The following is a 23,928-nucleotide window of genomic DNA, read 5'->3' as shown; positions in this document are numbered from 1 at the left end:
TTTTCCAATCTTTTCTCACCAGATCAGACCGAGTATTCGTTTGGCCTTCCGGTCCCATCGAAGGTCATCGAGCAAGAAATTTTAACGACCCTAGGGAAGGATGCCCTCCTGTTTCGAGGGGAGCATCATGAGCCTGGCCCGCAAGTTCGTCGGTCTGTGTATCGTCAGCCTGGTATCGAGCGCATTGCTCGCAGGATCGGTCGTGCTGTACCGGCAAGCGGACGGTCAGGTCAAAACGGCGAACGAGAACCGCCTCGCCTCGATGCTGCTGGCCGACGAATTGCGACAGGCCTCCGACGACCTGACGCGGCTGGGGCGGACCTATATCGCCACCGGCAAGGCCGCCTACAAGCAGCAATACAAGGACATCATCGACATCCGTGCCGGCCGCAAGGCCCGTCCGGTCGATTACCATCGCATCTACTGGGATTACGTCGCCGCCGGCGACGCCAAGCCGCGCCCGGACGGCGAGACCGTCTCGGTCGACACGCTGATGGACCGCCTCGGCGTGACGGCGGCGGAGAAGGAGAAGCTGGCCGAGTCGGTCCGCAACTCCAACGACCTCGTCAAGGTGGCGAACGCCGCGATGAAGCTCGCCGAGAGCGGCGAGCCGGGGTCGCGGGACGAGGCGATCCGGCTCGTCCACACCGACGAGTACCACGTCGCCAAAGCCAGGATCATGAAGCCGATCGACGACTTCTATGGTCTGCTGGATGCGCGCACCAAGCAGGCGGTCGATGACGGCGAGTCGCGGGCGTCGCTGGCCTTCGCGCTGGTCCTCGGCCTGCTCGCCGTGACGATCGCCTCGGTCGTGTCCATGGCCTGGTTCGCCTATGGCGCGCTGGTGCGCGGCTACGCCTCGGTCGGCGGTGCGATGCGCCGGATCGCCGCCGGCGACTACGCCGCCGAGGTGCCGGGGACCGCGCGACGCGACGAGGTCGGCGACATGGCCCGCAGCCTGGAGGCCTTCAAGACCAACCTCGCCGCCGAGCTGGAGGCCCGCCACGCCCGGGAGAGCGAGGAGCGCCGGGTCGTCCGCCGGGCGCAGACGGCGGCCCTCGCGCAGGAATTCGAGGAGGCGGTGGGCGGCATCGTCCAGACCGTCGCCGCCTCGGCGACCGAGCTGAGGGCCACCGCACAGGACATGTCGCAACTCGCCGGCGGCACCGCCCAGCGCTCCGCCACCGTGACTCAGGCGGCGCAGGATGCGTCATCCAACGTCGCCACCGTGGCGGCGGCCGCCGAGGAGCTGAGCGCGTCGGTCGGCGAGATCGCCCGCCAGGTCTCCGATTCGGCCGCCCTCGCAAAGGAGAGCGTGACGGAAGCCTCGAAGACCGCCGAGCTGGTGCAGACCCTGAGCCAGGCCGCCACCCGGGTGGGCGACGTGGTGGCGATGATCAACGGCATCGCCGGCCAGACCAACCTCTTGGCCCTCAACGCCACGATCGAGGCGGCGCGGGCCGGCGAGGCGGGACGGGGTTTCGCGGTCGTCGCCGCCGAGGTGAAGGAGCTCGCCAACCAGACCGCCAAGGCCACCGAGGAGATCGCCAGCCAGATCGGCGGCATCCAGGGCGCGACCCGTCAGGCCGTCGATGCGATCGGCGGGATCGCGTCGCGGATCGGCGATCTCAGCGGCATCTCGACCGCGATCGCCGCCTCGATTGAGGAGCAGGGCGCCGCGACCCTGGAGATCGTCCGCACCATCAGCCAGGCGGCGACCGGCACCGGCGCAGTCACGGCGACAATCACCGGCGTGGCCGATGCCGCGGGCGAGGCCGGCCAGGCGGCCGGGCGGGTCCTGAGCGTCGCCTCCTCGGTCTCGCAGGAGGCGGAGCACCTCAACACCGAGGTGACGCGGTTCCTGGACCGGCTCCGGGCGGCGTGAGACGGTTCACGCAACGCCGCAAGTTCGAGGCGGAACTCACACCGGGACGCGCTCCGGAGGATTCCTCCGGACCGCGTCTCGTTCGATCGTCGGGATCACGTCACGATCCCGGCCCGAAACACTCCCGCAGCCGCCGCATCGCCTCCTCCGCCCGCGACACCGGCACGAACAGGTGATCGTGGTGAAAGGCCGAGACGGCGTTGACGGCGATGCCGCTCTCCGCAAGGCACGCCGTCACGGCGGCGAGGAAGCCGACGGCGTCGAGGGCGGACGGGACCGTCAGCGTGATCCAGCGGCACCGGAAGGCGCCGGGCAGGCCCGCCCGCACGGCCTCCGCCTCGGGCAGGATCAGGGTCGTGCCCGCCGCCTCGCGAAAACTCATCACCGGGGCGAGACCCGCCGGCACCCCGGCATCGTCGACCATGGCGAAGACGTAGGTCCCGGGCTGCAACTCCGGCCGCATCCCGGACAGGAGACGGCCGAGATCGGTCTCAGCCCTCATACGGCCAGCGGCTCCAGCACCCGCCGCAACGCCTCCGGCAGCGGCACGGGGCGCTGCGTCGCCCGGTCGACATAGACGTGGACGAAGTGCCCTTGCGCCGCGGCGTCCTCGTCGTCGTTGCGAAACAGCCCGACCTCGTAGCGCACGCTCGAATTGCCGCGATGCGCCACCCGAATCCCGGCGGTGACCCGATCGGGAAACGCCATCGACCGGAAGTAGCGGCATCCGGTTTCGACCACGAGGCCGATCACCGGGCTTTTCGCAATCTCGAGGGCTCCGTCGGCGATCAGCACGCTGTTCACCGCCGTGTCGAAGAAGGCGTAATAGACCACGTTGTTGACGTGGCCGTAGACGTCGTTGTCGGCCCAGCGGGTGGTGATCGGCACGAAGCGCCGGTAGGCGGCGCGGGTCTCGGGGGGCGTGCGGCCGCTCAAGGTCTGTCTCGCGAAAGGATCGTCGGGGCCGGGAGCCTAGGCCGGCCCGGCTCCGGCGATCAAGCCGCGGTCACGCCCCGCGAGGAGCCGTCATGCCCCGCAAGGAGCCGTCATGCCCCGAAGGTGTCCGGATCGGGCCCCATCCGCCCCGCCGGATCGTCGAGGGAAGCGAGGCGGGCGAGATCGTCGGCATCGAGGGCAAAATCCCCGATCTCCCGGTTCTCGCGGATGCGGGACGGCGTCGCCGATTTCGGGATCGCGACGGTGCCGCTCTGGAGGTGCCAGCGCAGGACGATCTGGGCCGGGCTGCGGCCATGCTTCTCGGCGATGGCCCGGATGGCGGGATCGTCGAGCACGCCGCCGCGGCCGAGCGGCGCCCAGGCCTCGGTGACGATGCCGGCCTCGGCGTGGAAGGCGCGCAACGCCGATTGCTGGAAGCGCGGATGCAGCTCGACCTGGTTGACCGAGGGCGTCGAGCCAGTGGCGTCGATCACGCGCGTGAGGTGCTCGACCGTGAAGTTGCAGACCCCGATCGAGCGGGCGCGGCCATCCTCGCGCAGGCGCATCAGGGCGCGCCAGGTGTCGACGTACGCGCCGCGCTGCGGCACCGGCCAGTGGACGAGGTAGAGGTCGACATGGTCGAGGCCGAGGCGGCCCAAGGATTCGTCGCAGGCGCGCAGGGTCTCGTCGAAACCATGGCGGTCGTTCCAGACCTTGGTGGCGACGAAGATCTCGTCCCGCTTCAGGCCGGAGGCGGCGATGGCGCGGCCGATCCCGGCCTCGTTGCCGTACATCGCCGCGGTGTCGATCGAGCGGTAGCCCGCCTCGAAGGCGGCGCCGACGATCGCCGGGGCCTCCTCGTCGGAGAGCCGCCACACCCCGAAGCCGAGCTGGGGGATGCGCTTCCCGTCATTGAGGGTCAGGACGGCGTCGGACATGGGCGGGGGCTTTCGGCAGGGCCTGACAGGACAGCGAACCCCTGATCTGGGTCGGGCCCCGCCGATGTCGAGCGGTCGAAAGCGCCATCCGATCGCGTTGCCATCGGATGGCGTTCCAGGTCACTGATTTCTCGTCCGACGAACCGGCCTGCGCTTCGTTTGACGAGGCTCCCGGCTACTTCACCAGCGGGCAGCCGCCCTCGGCCATCGGCCGGAAGGCCTGGTCACCCGGCACGGTGGAGATCAGCTTGTAGTAATCGTACGGGCCCTTGCTGTCGGCCGGTGCCTTCACTTCGAACAGGAACAGGTCGTGCACGGCGCGGCCGTCCTGGCGGACCGTCACGGCGCCGAAGAGCGGATCGTCGATCGGCTTCTCGCGCATCGCCGCCACCACCTTCTCGCCCTCGATGGTGCCGGTGTCGCGCACCGCCCGCAGGTAGGCCAGCGTCGAGGAATAGACGCCGGCATGGTTCTCGGTCGGCATGCGGCCGTTCATCCGCTCCCCGAAGCGCTTGGCGAAGGCGCGGGTGCCGTCGGTGCGGTCCCAGTAGAAGGCGCTGGCGAGCTGGAGCCCCTGCGCCGCCTTGAGGCCGAGCGCATGGACGTCGGAGAGCTGCACGAACAGGGCGGCGAGCCGCATCTCGGGCATCACCCCGAACTCCGCCGCCTGCTTGACGGCGTTGATCATGTCGGCGCCCGTATCGGCGAGCGCCAGGACCTGCGCGCCCGACCCTTGCGCCGAGAGCAGCGGCGAGGCGAAGTCGCCGGCATTGAGCGGGTGCTTGCTCGATCCCTTCACGGTGCCGCCGGCGGCCTTCAGGGCCACGGTGGCGTCACGCTCGAGCGCGTGGCCGAGCGCGTAATCGACGGTGACGAAATACCAGGATTTCAGGCCGCGGCCGGCGATGGCGCGGGCGGTGGCCGAGCCTTGAGCCCAGGTATCCGAGACCCACTGCACGGTCGTCGGCGCGCAGGCCTTGCCGGTGAGGTCGGAGGTGAGTGCGCTCGAGGCCAGGGCGACCCGGTGACGCTCGCGCATCAGGTTGGAGACCGCCAGCGCGACCGCCGAGTTCGGAAGGTCGACGATGGTCGAGACGCCCTCCTGGTCGAGCCAGCGCCGGGCGGTGGCGAGCCCGATATCGGGCTTGTTCTGGTGGTCGGCCGAGACGACCTCGACCTTCAGCTCGCCGGCCTCCTTGGCGAAATCCTCGACGGCGAGCTGGGCCGCGATCACCGAGCCGGTGCCCGCCTGGTCGGCGAAGGGCCCGCTCATGTCGCTGAGCACCCCGATCTTGATCGGCGCCTTGGTGTCCTGCGCGAGCGCGGGGGCACTCAAGGCCAGCGACAGGGCGAGGCCGGCGGCGCCGGCGACCGTTGAGCGGAACGACATCGAGGGGACCTCCCAGGGTATTTTTGTCAGAGCTTGTTCGCGGCCCGGACCGGCCGAGTCGCGCCCTGTATGTCAGGGGTGCGGGGCGGCGTCGATGCGGGAGCGCGCGGTGTGGTTGAGAAAGGTGGGGGTGCGAGGGGGCGCCTCTGCCGCGGTGGCGGGCAGTGCGAAACCCCGCGGCGGTGACGAGCGCGGGGTTCCCCTCTCCCCGCGGGCGGGGAGAGGGCTGTGTTCCCGTTCAGGGAACACAGCGAGCGGAGGCGAAAGCCGGAGCGAGGGTGAGGGGGTGTTTCCGAAGGAGCCACATCCGTTGACACCCCCTCACCCTCGCGGCGAACCTGCGGTTCGCTGCTCCCTGAGCCCCTTCGGAGCTCAGGCCTCTCCCCGCCCGCGGGGAGAGGGGGAACCCGCGCCATCCCTTTTCACAAGAACACTCACTCCACGGGCCGGGCACATCCCCTCAGGTATACATCGCCTTCAGGTCCAGGGTGCTCTCCCGCCCGATGGCATCGTAATTCTGTTCGAGCCACGCCTTGGCGGCCTCGCGGCCGGCATCGCGCAGATGGAGCAGGAACGGCCATTGCGCGCGCAGCCGCGAGGAGGCCGAGGCGTCGTCGAGGGCGCCGCCGCTGCCGTCGATGCGGTGGAGAAGCACCGGCTTGTAGGCGTTCGAGCGCCCGAGGACGCCGTCCTCGATCAACCCGTCGATGAAGTCGATCGCCCGCAATTCCCGCATCAGGTTGCCGTTGAAGGTGATCTCGTTGAGGCGGTCGCGGATCTCGGCCGGGCTGCGGGGGGTCTCGCGGCGCTCGACCGGGTTGATCTGGACGAGCAGGATGTCGGGGGATCGAGAGCCCTGATAGAGGGGGTAGAGCGGCGGGTTGCCGAGATAGCCGCCGTCCCAGTGCGGCACGCCGTCGATCTCGACGGCCTGGAAGACCGTCGGCAGGCAGGCCGAGGCCATCAGGTGGTCGATCGTGAGGTCCGGCCGCTCGAACACCGCCATCTTGCCGGTCCAGACATTGGTGGCGGAGATGTACAGGTCGGCCGGTCCGTCGCGGCGTAACGCCTCGAAATCGACCGTGTCGGCGAGCGCCCGCTTCAGCGGATTGATGTTGAGGGGGTTCGACGTGTAGGGGCTGGCGACGGCGTTCCAGAACGCCCCGACCGGGGTCGCCTTCCAGAAGCTCAGCACCCCGTCGACGAAGGTCTGCTGCGCCTGCGGCAGGTCGGCATCGAGGCTGACCTCGCGCCAGAACGCCTCCAGGCGCTCGCGCGCGCCGTCGGGGCCGCCGCGCAGCCAGCCATCGACCATCACGACGGCGTTCATCGCGCCGGCGCTCGCTCCGGTCATCGCCTCGAAGGCGAGGCGGCCATCCTCGATCAGGGCGTCGAGCACGCCCCAGGTGAAGGCGCCGTGGGCACCGCCGCCCTGGAGCGCCAGGGCGATGGCCTTCTCGGCCCGGGGGCCGGCAAGGCCGCGGCCGAGAGGACCGGAGGAGGCATGCGGGCCGGGGGCCGCGTGGCCAAGGATCTCGGGAGACGCGTCGGGGATCGTCGCCCCGCCGGACTCAGCTTGCTGGGGTAGGATCATGTCGGTCATGCCGGGGATGTGGTGTGCTGCACTGCAAAAGCAAATGGTGCGCCGCAACGTCGCGCCGGCCGGCACAGCGTCATGCGCTTGACGCCGGCACGCGTCACCATCAGCTAAGACAACGGCGTCGGGTGGGGGTTCCCGGGAAGCGGTTTGGCAAGGATGTCGCGGCATTCCGAGCCGCATCCCGCGACCGGCCGGCCCGAGGCCGTTGGTCGGACCCGCGTTTCCGGGCGTGAACGAAGCGATTTCCACCGCGCCCGGAAATGCTCTAGACGGTTGTCACGCCGCGACTGAAGCGCCCCCGAGACTCTAGCGAACGACCCCCGAAGGTATCCGATGGAAGCCATGGAAGCCCTCGCCGCGACCGCCCCGGCGGACGCCGCTCCCGAGATCGCCGGCCCGAGCCCCCGGCACCGCACCGTCGGCGTCCGGATCGGCGAGGGCGAGGGCGCGGTGGTGATGGGCGGCGGCGCCCCCATCGTCGTGCAGTCGATGACCAACACCGACACCGCCGACATCGACGCCACGGTGGCGCAGGTGGCCGCCCTGGCCCGAGCCGGCTCCGAGGTCGTGCGCATCACCGTCGACCGCGACGAGGCGGCCTCCGCCGTGCCGAAGATCCGCGAGCGCCTGGACCGCATCGGCGTCCCCGTGCCGCTGGTCGGCGACTTCCACTATATCGGCCACAAGCTCCTGACCGACCATCCGGCCTGCGCCGAGGCGCTGGCCAAGTACCGGATCAACCCGGGCAATGTCGGCTTCAAGGAGAAGAAGGACCTCCAGTTCGGCACCATCGTCGAGCAGGCGGCCCGTTACGGCAAGGCGGTGCGGATCGGCGCCAACTGGGGCTCCCTCGACGAGGCGCTCCTCACCCACATGATGGACGAGAACGCCAATTCGGCGCGTCCCCGCGACGCCCGCGCGGTGATGCGCGAGGCGATGGTGCAATCCGCCCTGCTCTCCGCCGACCGGGCGGTGGAGATCGGCCTGCCGAAGGAGCGCATCGTGCTCTCGGCCAAGGTCTCGGCGGTGCAGGACCTGATCGCGGTCTACCGCGAGGTGGCGCGCCGCTCCGACTACGCCATCCATCTCGGCCTGACCGAGGCCGGCATGGGCACGAAGGGCATCGTGGCGGCCTCCGCGGCGATCGGCGTGCTGCTCCAGGAGGGCATCGGCGACACGATCCGCTACTCGCTCACCCCGGAGCCCGGCGGCGACCGCACCGTCGAGGTGAAGGTGGCGCAGGAACTGCTCCAGACGATGGGCTTCCGCACCTTCGTGCCGCTGGTCGCCGCCTGCCCGGGCTGCGGCCGCACCACCTCGACGGTGTTCCAGGAGCTCGCTCGCGACATCCAGAACTGGATCACCACCTCGATGCCCGAGTGGCGCAAGACCTATCCGGGGGTCGAGGGGCTGAACGTCGCCGTGATGGGCTGCATCGTCAACGGCCCGGGCGAGTCGAAGCATGCCGATATCGGCATCTCGCTGCCCGGCACCGGCGAGACCCCGACCGCCCCGGTCTTCATCGACGGCAAGAAGGCGATGACCCTGCGCGGCGCGACGCTGGCCAAGGATTTCGAGGGCATCGTGATCGACTACATCGAGCGGCGCTTCGGCCAAGGTACCAGGGAAGGATTGGGTCGCCGCAGCGCCGCCGAGTGAGGCGATCGACCGCCCGGGCCCGCTGACGAAGGGGCAGGCGCGGCGCCTTGCGCCCCTCCGGGCCCGTGCTACAATCTTGCCACATTCGGGCCCGGCGGACGCGCCGGGCCGGTTTAGGATTCGAGCCCGCCACCCTGCTCATCAGCGCGCTTGGCGGCAATCCCGGCCGCCCGCGGGCGCATCCCCGATCAGACATGACACAGTCAGCCGCACCCACGGACGGCCCCGCCGCGCCGCCCGACAGCCTCACCCCGCAGAGCGGCGGCCCGCCGACCAAGGCCGGCAGCGTCGACGAGGCCGAGGGCCACGGCCACGCCAAGGCGAGCTTCTGGACCCTGTTTCTCGGCTCGGTCGGCGTCGTCTACGGCGATATCGGCACGAGCCCGCTCTACGCGTTCCGCGAGGCGCTCACGCCCGGCCGGGCCGACGGCGTGCTCACCGGCGAGGAGGTCCTCGGCACCGTCTCGCTGCTGCTCTGGGCGCTCGTCCTCATCGTCACCATCAAGTACGTCCTGCTGCTCCTGCAGATGGACAACAAGGGCGAGGGCGGCATCCTCTCGCTGATGGCGCTCGCCCGCAAGGCGCTGGGCGGCTCGCACATCGTGTTCATGCTGGGCCTGTTCGGCGCCGCCCTGTTCTACGGCGACGCGATCATCACCCCGGCGATCTCGGTCCTGTCGGCGGTGGAGGGCCTGAAGCTCGTCACCCCCGCCCTCGACCATTACGTGCTGCCGATCACCATCGCGATCATCCTGCCGCTGTTCCTGGTACAGAGCCGGGGCACCGCCCGGATGGCGACGTTCTTCGGCCCGATCATGCTGGTGTGGTTCTCGGTGCTGATGCTGGCAGCGCTGCCGCACATCGCCCGCACGCCGCAGGTGCTGTGGGCGCTCAATCCCTGGCACGCGGTGCATTACCTGCTCGGCCACGGCACCGGCGCGCTGGTGGCGCTCGGCGCGGTGTTCCTGGCGGTGACCGGGGCCGAGGCCCTGTTCGCCGATCTCGGCCATTTCGGCCGCCGGCCGATCCAGACCGCCTGGATCGTCCTCGTCGGGCCGGCGCTCGCGGTCAACTATCTCGGCCAGGCCGCCCTGGTGCTGGCCAACCCCGACACGACCGATCCGTTCTACCAGCTCGTCCCCGAATGGGGCCTGCTGCCAATGGTGCTGCTCGCCACCGCCGCCACCGTCATCGCCAGCCAGGCGGTGATCACCGGTGCCTTCTCGCTCTCGCGCCAGGCGGTGCAGCTGGGGCTGCTGCCGCGGCTCGAGATCCGCCACACCTCCGAGTCGCATTCGGGCCAGATCTACCTGCCGCAGATCAACACCCTGCTGATGATCGGCGTGGTGATCCTGGTGGTGCTGTTCCGCTCCTCCTCGGCGCTCGCCTCGGCCTACGGCATCGCCGTCACCGGCACGATGCTGATCACGGCCGGCCTCGCCTTCCTGGTGCTGTGGCGGGTGTGGAAATGGTCGCCGCTGGCTGCCGGCGCCGTGATGGTGCCGTTCATCGCCGTCGAATTGCTGTTCCTGGCCTCGAACCTGCTCAAGGTGTTCGAGGGCGGCTACATGCCCCTGCTGCTCGCCGGCTGCCTCGTGCTGCTGATGTGGACCTGGGTGCGCGGTGTCACCATCCTTTTCAACAAGACCCGCAAGACCGACGTGCCGCTGACCGAGCTCGTCGCGATGCTGGAGAAGAGCCCGCCGCACCACGTCCGCGGCACGGCGGTGTTCCTCACCAGCGATCCCGAGACCGCGCCGGCGGCCCTCCTGCACAACCTGAAGCACAACAAGGTGCTGCACGAGAAGAACGTCGTGCTCACCGTCAAGACCATCGACCTGCCGCGCCTCAACGACGCCGACCGGGTCCGGATCGAGCCGATGGGCCCGCATTTCTGGAAGGTCGTGATGAAGTTCGGCTACATGGAATCGCCGAACATCCCGAAGGGCTTGGCGCTCCTGCGCAAGCAGGGCTTCAAGTTCGACATCATGGCGACGTCGTTCTTCCTGTCGCGGCGCTCGATCCGCCCGGCGGCGCAGTCCGGCATGCCGCTGTGGCAGGACCGGGTGTTCATCACGCTCGCCCGCAACGCCAACGACGCGACGGACTTCTTCCAGATCCCGACCGGGCGCGTGGTCGAGGTCGGAACCCAGGTGACGGTGTAGCCGGGCATGGGCGCGCTCGACGGCAAACGGATCCTCCTCGTCATCGGGGGCGGCATCGCGGCCTACAAGTCGCTGGACCTGATCCGGCGCCTTCGCGAGCGCGGCGCGGCGGTGCGCTGCGTGCTCACCAAGGGCGCGCAGGAATTCGTCACGCCGCTCGCCGCCGCGTCCCTGTCCGGCCAGCGCGCCCATACCGACCTGTTCGACCGGGCCGACGAGGCCGATATCGGTCACATCAAGCTCGCCCGCGACGCAGACGCGGTGGTGGTGGCACCCGCCACCGCCAACACGCTGGCCCGCATGGCCGGCGGGCACGCGCCGGACCTCGCCTCGACGGTGCTGCTCGCCACGACCCTGCCGATCCTGATCGCACCGGCGATGAACGTGCGGATGTGGCTGCACCCGGCGACGCAGCGCAACCTCGCCCTGCTCGAGGGCGACGGCGTCCGGATAGTGGGGCCCAATACGGGGCGGATGGCCGAGGCCGAGACCGGTCCCGGCCGGATGGCCGAGCCGGACGAGATCGCCGACGCGGTGGCAGCCCTGCTGGCGGGGCCGCAGGAGGCCAGGCCTCAGAAGTCGACCCCCCTTTCGGGCCGCCACCTCCTCGTCACCTCCGGGCCGACCCACGAGCCGATCGATCCGGTGCGCTACCTCGCCAACCGCTCCTCGGGCAAGCAGGGCCATGCCATCGCCGCCGCCGCCGCCGAAGCCGGCGCCCGGGTGACCCTGGTCTCGGGTCCCGTGACCCTGCCCGATCCCCCGGGCGTCACGGTCGTGCGGATCGAGACCGCCCGCGAGATGCTGGCGGCGGTGGAGGCGGCGTTGCCCGCCGACATCGCGGTCTTCGCCGCCGCCGTCGCCGATTGGCGCCCGGCCGCCTTCGGGGACGAGAAGATCAAGAAGGGACCGGACGGGCCCCCTCCCCTCGCGCTCACCGAGAATCCCGACATCCTGGCGACCATCGCGCAGCGGCGCGAGGGGCGCCCGCCCCTGGTGGTGGGATTCGCCGCCGAGACCACCGACGTGATCGCCCATGCCCGGGCCAAGATCGCCCGCAAGGGCTGCGACCTCATCGTCGCCAACGACGTCTCGGCCGCGACCGGCGTGATGGGGGGCGACCGCAACAGCGTCCACCTGATCGGCCGCGACGGCGGCCTCGAGACCTGGCCGGTCCTGGCCAAGGACGAGGTGGCGCGCCGCCTCGTCGCGCGTCTCGCTGCCCTCGCGCCCTCTCCCTGAGGCAAGATATCGCCGGGAGCGATGGTTGGCGCGGGCGTGTCCGGCATTATCTCACCGCCTTCCCCGCCGGGAGGCCGCCTTGCCCACCATCCTCGTCGTCACGCTGATCTGCGCCTCCTCCCTGGCGGCGAAGGACTGCACCCGCGCCACAGCCCAGGACGTGATCACTCAGCCGGCTCATTCGCCGCAGGAATGCATGCTGCTCGGCCCCGCCATGGCGGCTGGATCGGGCCGCGGCACCGAGGCCGGGACCTACGTGAAGACGTTGTGCGAGCAGCGGCGCTAGGGCATTCGGTCGCCTCCGCCCCGCTGGCACGCCCCTTGCCCCATCGCTACCGAGATCCGGTCGGCGATCGTCGTCCGGGTTCGGTCACCAGGGGGAGAGCCCATGAAGCGCGAAGATCTTACGGAAAAGCTGCTCGACATCAAGCGCGAGAAGGGCTGGACCTGGAAGCACATCCAGGACGAGATCGGCGGGATCTCGCCGATCCTGATCACCGCCGCCTGCCTCGGCCAGATGAAGCTGCCCAAAGCGCAGGCCGCCAAGGCCGCTGCGCTGTTCGGCCTCTCGGCGGCCGAGGAGCGGATGCTGAACGAGGCCCCCTATCGCGGCTCGATTCCCCAGATGCCGCCGACCGACCCGCTGATCTACCGCTTCTACGAATTGGTGATGGTCTACGGCACCACCTGGAAGGAGCTGATCCAGGAGGAATTCGGCGACGGCATCATGTCGGCCATCGACTTCAACATGACGATGGAGCGCGAGTCCAACAACAAGGGCGACCGAGTCAAGTTGCAGATGTCGGGAAAATTCCTACCCTACAAGTATTACGGCAACGAGGAAGGCGTGGCCGAATACGGTTTCAAAGAAGAATGATCGACGCTCTGCCGGGATGGCGATAGCGCGCGGAAGGCATGTATCCGAGCATAGCCCACATCCCGGCAAGCATTTTTTTATTTTATATTTTATTTAATTATAGTTAAAATTTATAAACATGTATATAGACATCTGTCTTTCGTTTTATATCACAGAATTTATTATTCGTTCTCTCTCGCCAACGCGCGATGACTTTTTTACGCCACATTCCGCGATTGGCCCTTTACGTTGACAGCGCCCTTCGAATTCAATAAAAATCAGAAACGATCCCAATATTAAAAAAAACAATACAAGAGAGTTATTTATACTCTCAAACGGGGACATACGATGCGCAGTGAAATTTCTGCAGCACTTGTTTTGGAGACGCTCATTGCGGGCATTCTTCAAAGCGGCACCGGCTACGCCACGGATGGATCTTTCACAGCTCAGCTCGGCGACGTTGTCGACCAAGATAGCACTCTCATAAAAGCGCCTGAAGACATTTTACGCGCCATTGTTGCGCCGGACAGAAACTTGATACTCGATTTCGGCTGCGGCACCGGCGGATCCAGACGCTGGATCGAAAATCTTGGATATCTGTGGCGCGGCGTAAATTATCTGGAGGGCATGGCCGATCAGGTCAGAGACCAAGCCCTATCCGATGGGCGCATTGATTTTTATGACGGCCTCACTCTGCCCTACGAGAGAGAATCATTCGATGTTGTCTACTCATTTCAAGTCTTCGAGCATATCCAGGACATTGGAAAAACTTTCGGAGAGATCGAAAGGGTTTTGAAGCCGGGCGGAGCCTTGGTCGGTGCCGTCAGCTACCTTGAGCAGATCCATGATTATTCGATGTTCAATTTCACTCCGTACGGGCTGAAATTGGCCTGCCAGCGCGCCGGGTTGCGGCTCGAGAAGATCTATCCAAGTTACGACGTTTTTACCTGGATGGCGAGACGACTCCTCGTCGTGACGAGCGGCAGCGATGAAAATTCACTATCCGAAACGCTCAGAAGAGACAATAATATCGACCGCCTGTTCAAAGATTTCTCAGATCGAATGGGGCTTTCGGTCCGAGACGCCAACCTGTTTCGTCTTATGTTTTCCGCTCATATGACCTTCCACATCAGGAAGCCCGATCCACGTCAGGGCAGCGGCGCGCTGTAACCGCCCGTCCCGGGCCCCCACTCCATAGACTCTCCCGGGATGCCGGTTGACGCTCCCGGCAACCGGCGAGGTGTGCCTCTCATGGCCGTGGCAGCAGGCGCTGCATCGAGAAGGATACAGCGCCACCCGGCACAATCATCGGCCGTGGAACGACGAACGACGTCAGTTCGTGCTTCGGGCGAGGCTCTTAAATTCGTCGCGATGCTCTCTCATATGATCGACGAGCGACCTGCACATATTATCCCGATAAAATTCGATGCGAGAAGCCCGGTCGAGCTCGACGAGAGTCAGAATATCGGAAATTTGCAATTTCGAATAAAACATATTCGATATCTTCGCCTGTCCGCTCATCGGAGCCTCCAGCGGCACCGTGCCGTCGGTGTGCTCGACGGGGATACCGGCATAGGGTTCGGCACTGACGACGGCATACGATTCGTCGAGACAGGGAACCTCCCGGTTGAACGAGGCCATCTTCATCCAAGGCTTGTCGACGCGGAAATGCAGGGCCTTCTGCAAGAAATGCCGGCCATACACCCACAGGTACGCTTCGGTGTCCAACTCGCAGTGATCGAAGCCGAGCAATGTACCGGACCGAAGCTTGATCCGAGATCCATTCTCGAAGATACCATACTCCATGCTCCGTAGAGAGGTTTGATAAACCTTTCGATTCGGAGCCTGATCGACAACATTATCAATAAACAGGTATTTTTTGATATCGCGACCGCGCTGTGTCTTTGCGCTCAGCAGGTCCAGTCTCTGCAACATCTCACCTGTCAAGCGTCGAACGATCGGCAGAATGAAGTGCGATGGATCGGATGCGATATAGATGCTGTCGCTCGTCAGAGCGTTCGACACGATGAACTCATTCAGCACATCACGGAACGAGACGAAGTTGATTCCGAATTCTCCACAGAGCGACCGATGCAGGAGCTCGATCGGATTCCCCGTCGTGAAGAACGGTTGGGCGCAGAAGCCAACGTAGACGTAGGTAACGCCGGCGGGCAAAGATCCATAGAACATCCTGGCAACCTGCCACAGGTAGCTCGGACAGCGTCCGCTGGCGAATTGCCACTGCTCGTTGACGAGGGAGTCGAAGAATACATAATCGTAGCTCTGAAAATCAACTCCTTCCATCAATCTGAACAATGCCAAAAAAGTTCCGGACGAGGCGCCGAGCGATAGATTGGTGACGTTCTCGGGTCCGAAGAACTCGTTGATGGCGTTCTTGAACCCTCCCTCCAACAAGCAATTCGACGTTCCGACGATCAGCGCCTTCATAGGGGATTTTCCGTCTCGTCTCGGTTCGTTGAGGCGCCACGGCCGGATCCGCGCGTCACTCTCTCGATCGCTTTGGATCGATGACCCGATCCAGGCCACCCGATCTTTGCGATGAGCGATCCAGCCTCACCACCATGCCGCGGTCGGCATATCCTCAGCCGATGCTCAGCTGTTCCAGCCCGGGCCGCGTCCGAGATCCCATCCACCCATCGGCGATCGACCCGACATCGAGCGCGACTCCTCCCGATTTCTTGATCCGGTCGCAGTAGAACTTCCCGAGCAGGCCTGCCGCCACGATGTAGAGCCTCCCGTCCAGGGGTCGGGACAGCGCATCCATGATCTGCGGGTAGCGCTCCGGCCAGTGGCTTCCCGCCACGGCTTCCTCGCTGAGGAGATGGCTGTGGCCCTTCTCGCCGGGCACGTGGTGATAGTCGACGGCCTTGTAACCCAGGACGGACTTCAACCGCTCCGGCAGGCCCGGATGACAGGAGATCAGGCCGATTTCCTTCTGGGACTGCATGATCTTGTAGAGCAGCTTCGTGTTGTGCAGCTCGACATGGATCATCTGCGTGCAGGTCGCGGCGTCGGGGCGGCGCTCGATCCGAAGCAGGTTGGTCAGCGACGAGATGCCGGTCACGCTCAGGATCGTATATTCGTGGCGTATCCAGTTCGGGTAGGGCATGCCGGCGACGTCGGCGTCGCGGATGACGTCCGTGATCCTGAAGGCTTCGCCGAGGAAGGGATGTTGCGTGGGATCGACCGTGTCGGCGAACCACACCCGGGCACGGTCGAGCCGATTCTGCACATAGAGATGCGCGTACTCGGCCTCGTCCTCGTTGCCGAGGAACGCGAACGCCCCTTCGCCGTCACCGGCGCGGACGAGGCTGAAGCCCGACCGGCTCTCGAGGGCCGCCGTGATCCGCTCCGCCAGCGTCCCGACCGAAATATGGGTCGGCGAGCGCTCGATCCGCTCGGCCATCCCGAGGGCCTGTATCCTGGGAAAGGCGGCGACGTAGCGCCCGAAATCGTGAACGATGCGGATCTGCCGTTCCCACTCCGCGCGGTCAGGCCTTCCCTGGAGCGGGATGCGGTCGAGGCACGCCGATGCCTCGCCATGCGCCCCGAGGGCATGGAGGACCCGCGCCGCCATGAGGTTGGTTCGATCCTCGTGCGGATGATGGGCCAGGATCTGCCGCAGCACCTGCGCACATTCGATGTGGCTGCCCTCGTGCAGGAAGAGCACGGCCTTCTCGTATCTGGACGCGATGTCGGACGGAGCGATGGTGGCCATGCGGTCGAAGAGCGCCAGCGCCTCCGCACGCAGGCCGGCGTCGCGCGCCAGGATCCCGATCTGCACGACCCGGGCGGCCGCGATCTCGTCGGCAGAGGCGAAGTTGGTGTAGAGGACCCGGCGCGCCACCTCGGCGAGCGCGGCCCTGTCGTGACGGGCTGCCTCTGCATCGCGCCAGAACTGAAACGTCATGAAAGCCGCCTGCCTCGCCTCGTAAGATGCTCGATGCTCACGCCCGGCTGTGGCCGGATCTCGGTCCGCGCGCGAGCAGCCGTGCGGCGACCGAATAGCCCAGACGCGCTCGCGCGAACAATGACGAATTGCAAAACCCCGGCGCCGACGGACGGCCGCACGGGGCCGACACTCTCCAGAATGCCACCATCGCGAGAGTAGCCTGCCGGGGATAGGGCTGCAATCTGCACCGGCCGCCGTCGCCCCGCTTCACCTTGCCATCCCACCCCCGATCGGATAAAGGCCCGCCCATCCCACACGCGGAGCCGGCCTCATGCCTGAATGAGGCGTTTCCGGTGGCCGGCCCTTTGGCACGTCAGCCTCTGGCGCCGGTCGCTTCCTCCGCGGCGGTGACAACCGGAGAGAACAAAGACCATGGCCCTTCCCGACTTCACCATGCGCCAGCTGCTCGAGGCCGGCTCGCACTTCGGCCACCAGGCGCACCGCTGGAACCCGAAGATGCAGTCGTACATCTTCGGCACCCGCAACAACATCCACATCATCGACCTCGCCCAGACCGTGCCGGCGCTCGCCCAGGCGCTGCAGGCGGTGAGCGACACCGTCGCCAAGGGCGGCCGGGTGCTGTTCGTCGGCACCAAGCGCCAGGCGGCCGACACCATCGCGGACGCGGCCAAGCGCTCGGCCCAGTACTACGTGAACTCGCGCTGGCTCGGCGGCACGCTGACCAACTGGAAGACCATCTCGGGCTCGATCCAGCGCCTGCGCAAGGTCGACGAGACCCTCTCCGGCGGCGGCCAGGGCCTCACCAAGAAGGAGCGCCTGATGCTGTCCCGCGAGAAGGACAAGCTCGAGAAGGCGCTCGGCGGCATCAAGGACATGGGCGGCGTGCCCGACCTGCTGTTCGTGATCGACACCAACAAGGAGCAGCTGGCGATCAAGGAGGCGAACCGCCTCAAGATCCCGGTGGCGGCCATCGTCGACACCAACTGCAACCCGGACGGCATCACCTACGTGGTCCCGGCCAACGACGATGCCGGCCGCGCCATCGCGCTCTACTGCGACCTCGTCGCCCGCGCGGCGATCGACGGCATCTCGCGCGGCCAGGGCGCGCTCGGCATCGACCTCGGCGAGTCCGAGGAGCCGATGGCCGAGGAGCTGCCGGCGCTCGCCAACGAGCCCGAGGTGGTCCCGGTCGACGTCACCGAGCCGTATGTCGGCGAGCCCTTCGAGCTGCTGGCCGCCCCCCGCGGCGCGCCGGACGACCTGACCAAGCTCACGGGCGTCGGCCCGCAGCTGGTGCAGAAGCTCAACGACGCCGGCATCTACCACTACTGGCAGATCGCCGCGATGTCCGCCGACGACATCGCCAAGGTCGACGGCGAGCTGAAGCTCAACGGCCGCTTCGAGCGCGACGGCTGGGTGAACCAGGCCCGTGGCTTCGTCGAGGCCGCCGCGGCCGCCTAACGCCGGCACGGATCGCATGCGGGGCGCGTTGTCCCGCGGACCTGACATTTCAAAGCCCGGCGCCGCCACGGCGCCGGGTTCCCTTTATCCGCCGACCGGCGCCGCCGATGAGTGGCGCCGGGGCGCCAATCGAGAGGATCCCACGATGGCCAACATCACGGCAGCGATGGTCAAGGAGCTGCGCGAGAAGACCGGCGCGGGCATGATGGACTGCAAGTCGGCCCTCAACGAGACCGCCGGCGACCTCGAGGCGGCCGTGGACTGGCTGCGCAAGAAGGGCCTCGCCAAGGCGGCCAAGAAGGCCGGCCGCGTCGCCGCCGAGGGCCTGGTCGCGGTCGAGTCCGCCGGCCACCACGCCGCGGTGCTCGAGGTGAACTCCGAGACCGACTTCGTTGCCCGCAACGACGGCTTCCAGGCCTTCGTCCGCGAGGCCGCCAAGCTGGCGCTCACCGCCGGCGACAACATCGAGACCCTCGAGGCCGCCAAGTTCCCGGGCGCCGAGACCACGGTGAAGGACAAGCTGCAGGAGCTGATCGCCACCATCGGCGAGAACATGACGCTTCGCCGCGTCGCCAAGCTCTCGGTCGAGAAGGGCGTGATCGCGTCCTACGTCCACGGCCAGGTCTCCGAGGGTCTCGGCAAGATCGGCGTGCTCGTGGCCCTCGAATCGGCCGGCGACGTGACCGTCCTCAGCCAGCTCGGCCGCCAGATCGCCATGCACGTCGCGGCGACCAACCCGGTCGCGCTCGACGCCTCGGGCGTCGATGCCGCCACGGTCGAGCGCGAGAGCAACATCCTGCGCGAGAAGAACGCCGGCAAGCCGGACCACGTGCTGGCCAAGATCGTCGAGAGCGGCCTGAAGAGCTACTACAAGGAGGTCACCCTCCTCGATCAGCCCTTCGTCCACGACTCGTCGAAGACCGTCTCGCAGGTGCTCAAGGAGTCCGAGGGCAAGGCCGGCGGCCCGGTGAAGCTCACCGGCTTCGTCCGCTATGCGCTCGGCGAGGGCATCGAGAAGGAAGAGGCCCCGGACTTCGCCGCCGAGGTCGCGGCGGCCGCCAAGGGCTGATCGCCTCAAGGGCGGATCGCCCGACTCGCGCGTAACGTGAAGGTCGAGAGAGGGGGACCCGCCCGGCGGGTCCCCCTTTTTCGTGCCCGCGTCCCAGCGCCCGGCCCCTGCCGATTCCGGCGGGCCGGCGCCTCGACGGGCCGGGAACGACAGGCTAGAACCCGGCCGACTCGTAACGACACCTGACGCCGACAGCCGTCCCCGCGGGCGGCCAGAGGAGCGCCCATGCCCGAACTTCCGTCGTCGGACCAGCCTCTGCCCGAGCAAGGCTCGACCCGCTTCCGCCGCGTGCTGGTGAAGCTCTCCGGCGAGGCGCTGGCCGCGCCCGACGGCTACTGGCTGCACCCGCCGACCCTCGCCTCGCTCGCCGACGATATTGTCCAGGCGGTGGAGAAGGGCTTCCAGATCGCGCTCGTGGTCGGCGGCGGCAACGTGATCCGCGGCGCCCGGGTCTCGGCGGCGGGCTGGATCGACCGGGCCACCGGCGACTCGCTCGGCATGATGGCGACGGTGATGAACTCGCTGGCGCTGGAAACGGCGCTGAACGCCGCCGGCGTCACCGCCCGCACCATGTCGGCGGTGTCGATGCCGACGATCTGCGAGACCTATGCCCGCCAGCCCGCCCTGCACCACCTCGACAAGGGCCAGGTCGTGGTGCTGGCCGGCGGTACCGGCAACCCGTACTTCACCACCGACACCGCCGCGGTGCTGCGCGCCGCCGAGCTGAAATGCGACGCGGTGCTGAAGGCGACGCAGGTCGACGGGGTCTATTCCGCCGATCCGAAGACCAACCCGGACGCCGTGCGCTACGAGCGCCTGAGCCACGACGAGGCGATCGCCCGCGATCTCAAGGTGATGGACACCGCCGCCTTCGCGCTCGCCCGCGACGGCGGCCTGCCGCTGATCGTCGGCTCGGTCCACGCGCCGAGCTCGGTGACGGCGATCCTCACCGGTGCGGCACGCTCCACTCTGGTGGCACCGTAAGGCGCCGATCCCAGTAACGGTGGCGCCGCAAGGCGCCGAACCCGGACGATCGCCGCTCGTAACGATTTGCGGCAGGTCGGGTTTTGGTTCATTGAAGCCGGATCAGGGCGGCCCCGGCACGGGCGCGCCCTCACTCCCATTCTCCTCCAGACGCCTCGGGACGCGCAGGAATGGCCACACCCTCCTTCGACCTCAACGACATCAAGCGGCGCATGCAGGGCGCGATCAATTCCCTGAAGCACGATCTCGGCTCGCTGCGCACCGGCCGCGCCACGCCCTCGCTCCTCGACCCGATCCAGGTCGACGCCTACGGCGCCGCGATGTCGATGGCGCAGGTCGCCACCATCAGCGTGCCGGAGCCGCGCCTCCTCAGCGTCTCGGTCTGGGACCGCGGCATGGTGGCGGCGGTCGAGAAGGCGATCCGCGAATCCGACCTCGGCCTCAACCCGATGACCGAAGGCCAGACCATCCGCCTGCGCATCCCCGAGATGAACGAGCAGCGCCGCAAGGAGATGGTCAAGGTCGCGCACAAATACGCCGAGGAGGCCCGCGTGGCGGTCCGCCACGTCCGCCGCGACGGCCTCGATCTCCTGAAGAAGCTCGAGAAGGACGGCGCGATCAGCCAGGACGACGAGAAGCGCCAGGCCGACCAGGTGCAGAAGGCGACCGACCAGCACATCGCCGAGGTCGACCAGACCCTGGCCTCCAAGGAGAAGGAGATCATGCAGGTCTGAGATCCAGGCCGGCATGACGGACAAGAGCGCGTGGGGAGCGCGGAGCCGCAGGGCGGCTCCGCCGGGGTCGGGGCCAGCATGGCAGGCGACAGCGAGACGGTGACCCTGCTGGGGGCAGGCCAGGGCCAGGATTCCTTGGACCAGGGCCGTTCGGCGCCCTGCCCCACTCCGGCCGGCGGCATCGCCCCGCCCGGGGCGATGCCGCGCCACGTCGCCATCATCATGGACGGCAACGGCCGCTGGGCCGCGCGCCGCGGGCTGCCGCGGGTCGAGGGCCACCGCCGCGGGGTCGAGGCGGTGCGCCGCGCCGTGCGCTCGGCGATCGACCTGCGGATTCCCTACCTCACGATCTACAGCTTCTCCTCGGAGAACTGGCGAAGGCCCGCCGCCGAGGTGGCGGACCTGATGGGCCTGCTCAAGTTGTTCGTGCGCCGCGACCTCGCCGACCTGCACGCCAACGGCGTGCGGGTGCGGATCATCGGCGAGCGCGACGGCCTGCCGGGCGACATCGCCGGCCTCCTGCGCGAGGCCGAGGAGCGCACCGCCCGCAACACCAAGCTGACCCTGGTGGTGGCGTTCAACTATGGCGGGCGCCAGGAGATCCTGCGCGCCGTGCAGACGCTTGCCCGGGCGGTCGCCGAGGGACGCCTCTCACCCGACGCGATCGACGCCGCGGCGCTGACGGGCGCCCTCGACACCGATGGCATCCCCGATCCCGACCTCGTCATCCGCACCTCCGGCGAACAGCGGGTCTCGAACTTCCTGACCTGGCAGACCGCCTACTCGGAATTCGTGTTCGTGCCGGATTTCTGGCCGGACTTCGACCACGCCACCTTCCTCGCCGCGATCGGCGAATTCCAGAGCCGCGACCGCCGCTTCGGCGGCCTCAGCGCCCGGGCGGGGTGATGGCGGACGATCGTCTGAAAGCCCCCGGGACGGGCCGCCCGGCCTGGCCCGCGACGGAACTCGGCGCCCGCACGGTCTCCGGTATCGTCCTCGGTCTCCTGGTCCTCGGCGCGACGCTGAACGGCGGCTGGATCTTCGCGGTGGTCTGGTTCCTCGCCGGTCTCGCGGTGGTGGGCGAGTGGCTCGCCATCACCCGCACCGCGCCGCACCGGCCGCTGCTCGCCATCGCCGGGCTCGTGCTTCTCGGCGTGGTGGCGGGGTCACGGCTTCCGGTATCCACGGCCTGGCTCGCGGCTGCGACCGTTCTCGGCCTCGTTCTCCTCGCGCTCCTCGCCCGGCCGGCCTCGGGGCGGATCTGGGCACCCGCGAGCCTCGCCTGCGCCCTCGTCGTCGCCCTGGTGCCGGTGCTCTTGCGCGACGATCCCCGCATCGGGCTCGCCGGCCCGCTCTGGCTGTTCGGCGTGGTCTGGACGACCGACATCGCCGCCTACTTCACCGGCCGGTCGCTCGGCGGGCCGAAGCTGTGGCCCGCGGTGAGCCCGAAGAAGACCTGGTCGGGCTTCTGCGGCGGGCTCGTCGGCGCGACGATCGTCGGCGGCGCGGTGGCGGCCGGCGCGCGCCATCTCGGCGCCACCGAGGCCCTGTCGCTGCCGCTGGCCTGCGCGTTGTCGGCACTCGCCTCGGTGATGAGCCAGGGCGGCGACCTCGCCGAATCGGCCCTCAAGCGCGCCTACGGCGCCAAGGATTCCGGCCGCCTGATCCCGGGCCATGGCGGCGTGATGGACCGCCTCGACGGCTTCTTCGCCGTGGCCCTCCTCGCCGGCCTCCTGCTCGTCGGCCTCACTCTCACGGGACAGCCATGACCCTCACCGTTTCCGTCCTGGGGGCCACCGGCTCGATCGGGCGCTCCACCGCCGACCTGCTCGACCAGCACCGCGACCGGTTCCGGGTCGGCGCCGTGGCGGGCGGCCGCGACGCGCAGGCGCTGGCCCGCGTCGCCCGCGAGCTGAACGCCGAATTCGCCGCGATCGCCGATCCCGACGGCTTGCCGGCCCTGCGCGACGCGCTCGGCGGCTCCGGCATCGCCTGCGGCGCCGGCCCCTCGGCGGTGATCGAGGCGGCAACGCGCGAGGCCGACCTCGTGGTGGCGGCGGTGAGCGGGGCGGCGGGCCTCGCGCCCACCTGCGCGGCGATCCGCCAGGGCCGCACCGTGGCGCTCGCCAACAAGGAGAGCCTGGTCTGCGCCGGCGACGCCTTCATGCGCGACGCCAAGACATACGGCGCCCGCCTCCTGCCGATGGATTCCGAGCACAACGCGCTTGAGCAGTCGATCGGCACCGGCCGGATCGACGACATCACCCGGATGACCATCACCGCCTCAGGGGGACCGTTCCGGACCGCGACCCGCGAGCGGATCGCGGCTGCGAGCGCGGCGGATGCCGCCGCCCACCCGACCTGGTCGATGGGCATGAAGATCAACATCGACTCGGCCACCCTGATGAACAAGGGGCTGGAGCTGATCGAGGCCCATCACCTGTTCGGCATCGAGGCCGAGCGGCTCGACGCGGTGGTGCATCCGCAATCGATCGTCCACGCCCTCGTGACCTGGCGCGACGGCGCGGTGACGGCCGGGCTCTACGTCCCCGACATGCGGGTCCCGATCTCGCATTGCCTGGGCCTGGGCGACCGCCTGTCGATCGCCCGCGGCAAGCCCCTCGACCTCGCGGCGGTCGGCAGCCTGACCTTCGAGCGCCCGGACGAGGAGCGCTTCCCCTGCCTGCGCATCGCCAAGGCCGCGCTCGCCGCGGGCGGCGCCCAGCCGACGGTGATGAACGCGGCGAACGAGATCGCGGTCGCGGCCTTCATCGCGGAAAAAATCCGCTTCTACGACATCGCCGCCCTGGTCGAGCGGGCCTGCGAGCATTTCGCATCGCGCTTTCCGTCGGCGCCCGCCGATGTCGAGGAGGCGCTCGCCATCGACGCCGAGGTGCGGCTTTGGAGCGAGGCGGCCCTCGCCGCGTGAGCGCCACCAAGGCAATCCATTCACAGGCCTTCCGTCAAGGTAACGCACGATCGTTTCGTGCTCTGTTCCCGTGCCACCGGACTCTGTATGGTGCGGGATCGGCAAGGCGGCCGCGAAGCGGGCCAGGGAGGGCCCGCCGCGCCGCA

21 protein-coding genes are annotated in these 23,928 nt (G+C 68.2%); 14 read left to right on the top strand and 7 right to left on the bottom strand.

Features of this window, described 5'->3' with window-relative positions:
- Nucleotides 1-127 precede the first annotated feature (127 nt).
- Complete coding sequence (locus tag HBB12_RS18370) at nt 128-1,885, top strand: methyl-accepting chemotaxis protein (RefSeq protein ID WP_236990665.1); 1,758 nt, start codon at nt 128-130, stop codon at nt 1,883-1,885.
- A 100-nt stretch (nt 1,886-1,985) separates the two neighbouring features.
- Here HBB12_RS18370 and HBB12_RS18365 read toward each other — a convergent pair whose 3' ends face one another.
- The 5 genes from HBB12_RS18365 to HBB12_RS18345 form a co-directional block, all read right to left on the bottom strand.
- Nucleotides 1,986-2,387 carry an ACT domain-containing protein gene (locus tag HBB12_RS18365; RefSeq protein WP_236990664.1) on the bottom strand — a complete coding sequence of 134 codons (402 nt, stop codon included), beginning with the start codon at nt 2,385-2,387 and terminating at the stop codon, nt 1,986-1,988.
- Nucleotides 2,384-2,821 carry an acyl-CoA thioesterase gene (locus HBB12_RS18360; protein WP_236990663.1) on the bottom strand — a complete coding sequence of 146 codons (438 nt, stop codon included), beginning with the start codon at nt 2,819-2,821 and terminating at the stop codon, nt 2,384-2,386. Before HBB12_RS18360 ends, HBB12_RS18365 begins: the two co-directional genes overlap by 4 nt.
- A 110-nt stretch (nt 2,822-2,931) precedes the next feature.
- Entirely contained in the window at nt 2,932-3,759 is an 828-nt protein-coding gene (locus HBB12_RS18355) for an aldo/keto reductase (protein WP_236990662.1), read from the bottom strand.
- A gap of 175 nt (nt 3,760-3,934) precedes the next feature.
- Nucleotides 3,935-5,149 carry an ABC transporter substrate-binding protein gene (locus HBB12_RS18350; protein WP_236990661.1) on the bottom strand — a complete coding sequence of 405 codons (1,215 nt, stop codon included), beginning with the start codon at nt 5,147-5,149 and terminating at the stop codon, nt 3,935-3,937.
- A 460-nt stretch (nt 5,150-5,609) separates the two neighbouring features.
- Nucleotides 5,610-6,752: a patatin-like phospholipase family protein gene (locus tag HBB12_RS18345; protein WP_236990660.1), complete on the bottom strand. Its 1,143-nt coding sequence runs from the start codon at nt 6,750-6,752 to the stop codon at nt 5,610-5,612.
- Nucleotides 6,753-7,082: 330 nt separating this feature from the next.
- On the opposite strand from HBB12_RS18345, the gene ispG reads away from it, so the two are divergent.
- The 6 genes from ispG (at nt 7,083) to HBB12_RS18315 (ending at nt 13,841) form a co-directional block, all read left to right on the top strand.
- Nucleotides 7,083-8,408 (top strand): flavodoxin-dependent (E)-4-hydroxy-3-methylbut-2-enyl-diphosphate synthase, encoded by a 1,326-nt coding sequence (ispG, locus tag HBB12_RS18340; protein WP_236990659.1) that lies wholly within the window; start codon nt 7,083-7,085, stop codon nt 8,406-8,408.
- 194 nt (nt 8,409-8,602) lie between these two features.
- Nucleotides 8,603-10,573 (top strand): potassium transporter Kup, encoded by a 1,971-nt coding sequence (locus HBB12_RS18335; RefSeq protein WP_236990658.1) that lies wholly within the window; start codon nt 8,603-8,605, stop codon nt 10,571-10,573.
- A gap of 6 nt (nt 10,574-10,579) precedes the next feature.
- Nucleotides 10,580-11,815: a bifunctional phosphopantothenoylcysteine decarboxylase/phosphopantothenate--cysteine ligase CoaBC gene (gene coaBC / locus HBB12_RS18330; RefSeq protein WP_236990657.1), complete on the top strand. Its 1,236-nt coding sequence runs from the start codon at nt 10,580-10,582 to the stop codon at nt 11,813-11,815.
- A 79-nt stretch (nt 11,816-11,894) separates the two neighbouring features.
- Entirely contained in the window at nt 11,895-12,101 is a 207-nt protein-coding gene (locus tag HBB12_RS18325) for a hypothetical protein (protein ID WP_236990656.1), read from the top strand.
- A 102-nt stretch (nt 12,102-12,203) separates the two neighbouring features.
- The gene (gene cynS / locus HBB12_RS18320) at nt 12,204-12,692 is read left to right on the top strand and encodes a cyanase (protein ID WP_236990655.1); all 489 of its coding nucleotides are present in this window, start codon (nt 12,204-12,206) and stop codon (nt 12,690-12,692) included.
- A gap of 327 nt (nt 12,693-13,019) precedes the next feature.
- Nucleotides 13,020-13,841 carry a class I SAM-dependent methyltransferase gene (locus HBB12_RS18315; RefSeq protein ID WP_236990654.1) on the top strand — a complete coding sequence of 274 codons (822 nt, stop codon included), beginning with the start codon at nt 13,020-13,022 and terminating at the stop codon, nt 13,839-13,841.
- A 162-nt stretch (nt 13,842-14,003) separates the two neighbouring features.
- Here the strand turns inward: HBB12_RS18315 and HBB12_RS18310 are convergent, their stop codons facing one another.
- Nucleotides 14,004-15,119 (bottom strand): hypothetical protein, encoded by a 1,116-nt coding sequence (locus HBB12_RS18310; RefSeq protein ID WP_236990653.1) that lies wholly within the window; start codon nt 15,117-15,119, stop codon nt 14,004-14,006.
- A 154-nt stretch (nt 15,120-15,273) separates the two neighbouring features.
- The gene (locus HBB12_RS18305; protein WP_236990652.1) at nt 15,274-16,602 is read right to left on the bottom strand and encodes a tetratricopeptide repeat protein; all 1,329 of its coding nucleotides are present in this window, start codon (nt 16,600-16,602) and stop codon (nt 15,274-15,276) included.
- A 414-nt stretch (nt 16,603-17,016) separates the two neighbouring features.
- On the opposite strand from HBB12_RS18305, the gene HBB12_RS18300 reads away from it, so the two are divergent.
- The 7 genes from HBB12_RS18300 to dxr all read left to right on the top strand — a co-directional run bounded on the left by HBB12_RS18300 (nt 17,017) and on the right by dxr (nt 23,782).
- On the top strand, nt 17,017-18,066 hold the full coding sequence (locus tag HBB12_RS18300; RefSeq protein ID WP_236990651.1) for a 30S ribosomal protein S2: 1,050 nt from the start codon (nt 17,017-17,019) through the stop codon (nt 18,064-18,066).
- A 145-nt stretch (nt 18,067-18,211) separates the two neighbouring features.
- Complete coding sequence (gene tsf / locus HBB12_RS18295) at nt 18,212-19,135, top strand: translation elongation factor Ts (protein WP_236990650.1); 924 nt, start codon at nt 18,212-18,214, stop codon at nt 19,133-19,135.
- Between the two features lie 225 nt (nt 19,136-19,360).
- Entirely contained in the window at nt 19,361-20,119 is a 759-nt protein-coding gene (gene pyrH / locus HBB12_RS18290) for a UMP kinase (RefSeq protein WP_236990649.1), read from the top strand.
- 170 nt (nt 20,120-20,289) lie between these two features.
- Nucleotides 20,290-20,853, top strand: coding sequence for a ribosome recycling factor (gene frr, locus HBB12_RS18285; RefSeq protein ID WP_060848115.1), 564 nt, complete (start codon nt 20,290-20,292; stop codon nt 20,851-20,853).
- Between the two features lie 198 nt (nt 20,854-21,051).
- The gene (locus HBB12_RS18280; RefSeq protein ID WP_236992826.1) at nt 21,052-21,759 is read left to right on the top strand and encodes an isoprenyl transferase; all 708 of its coding nucleotides are present in this window, start codon (nt 21,052-21,054) and stop codon (nt 21,757-21,759) included.
- Entirely contained in the window at nt 21,759-22,622 is an 864-nt protein-coding gene (locus HBB12_RS18275; RefSeq protein ID WP_236990648.1) for a phosphatidate cytidylyltransferase, read from the top strand. The genes HBB12_RS18280 and HBB12_RS18275 overlap by 1 nt, the downstream gene beginning before the upstream one ends.
- Nucleotides 22,619-23,782, top strand: coding sequence for a 1-deoxy-D-xylulose-5-phosphate reductoisomerase (dxr, locus tag HBB12_RS18270; RefSeq protein WP_236990647.1), 1,164 nt, complete (start codon nt 22,619-22,621; stop codon nt 23,780-23,782). The genes HBB12_RS18275 and dxr overlap by 4 nt, the downstream gene beginning before the upstream one ends.
- Nucleotides 23,783-23,928 lie beyond the last annotated feature (146 nt).

Source organism: Methylobacterium sp. SyP6R, from assembly GCF_019216885.1.
Lineage (GTDB): Bacteria > Pseudomonadota > Alphaproteobacteria > Rhizobiales > Beijerinckiaceae > Methylobacterium.
The sequence above is the reverse complement of the archived record's forward strand: the minus strand, read 5'-3'. Positions and strand labels throughout refer to the sequence as shown.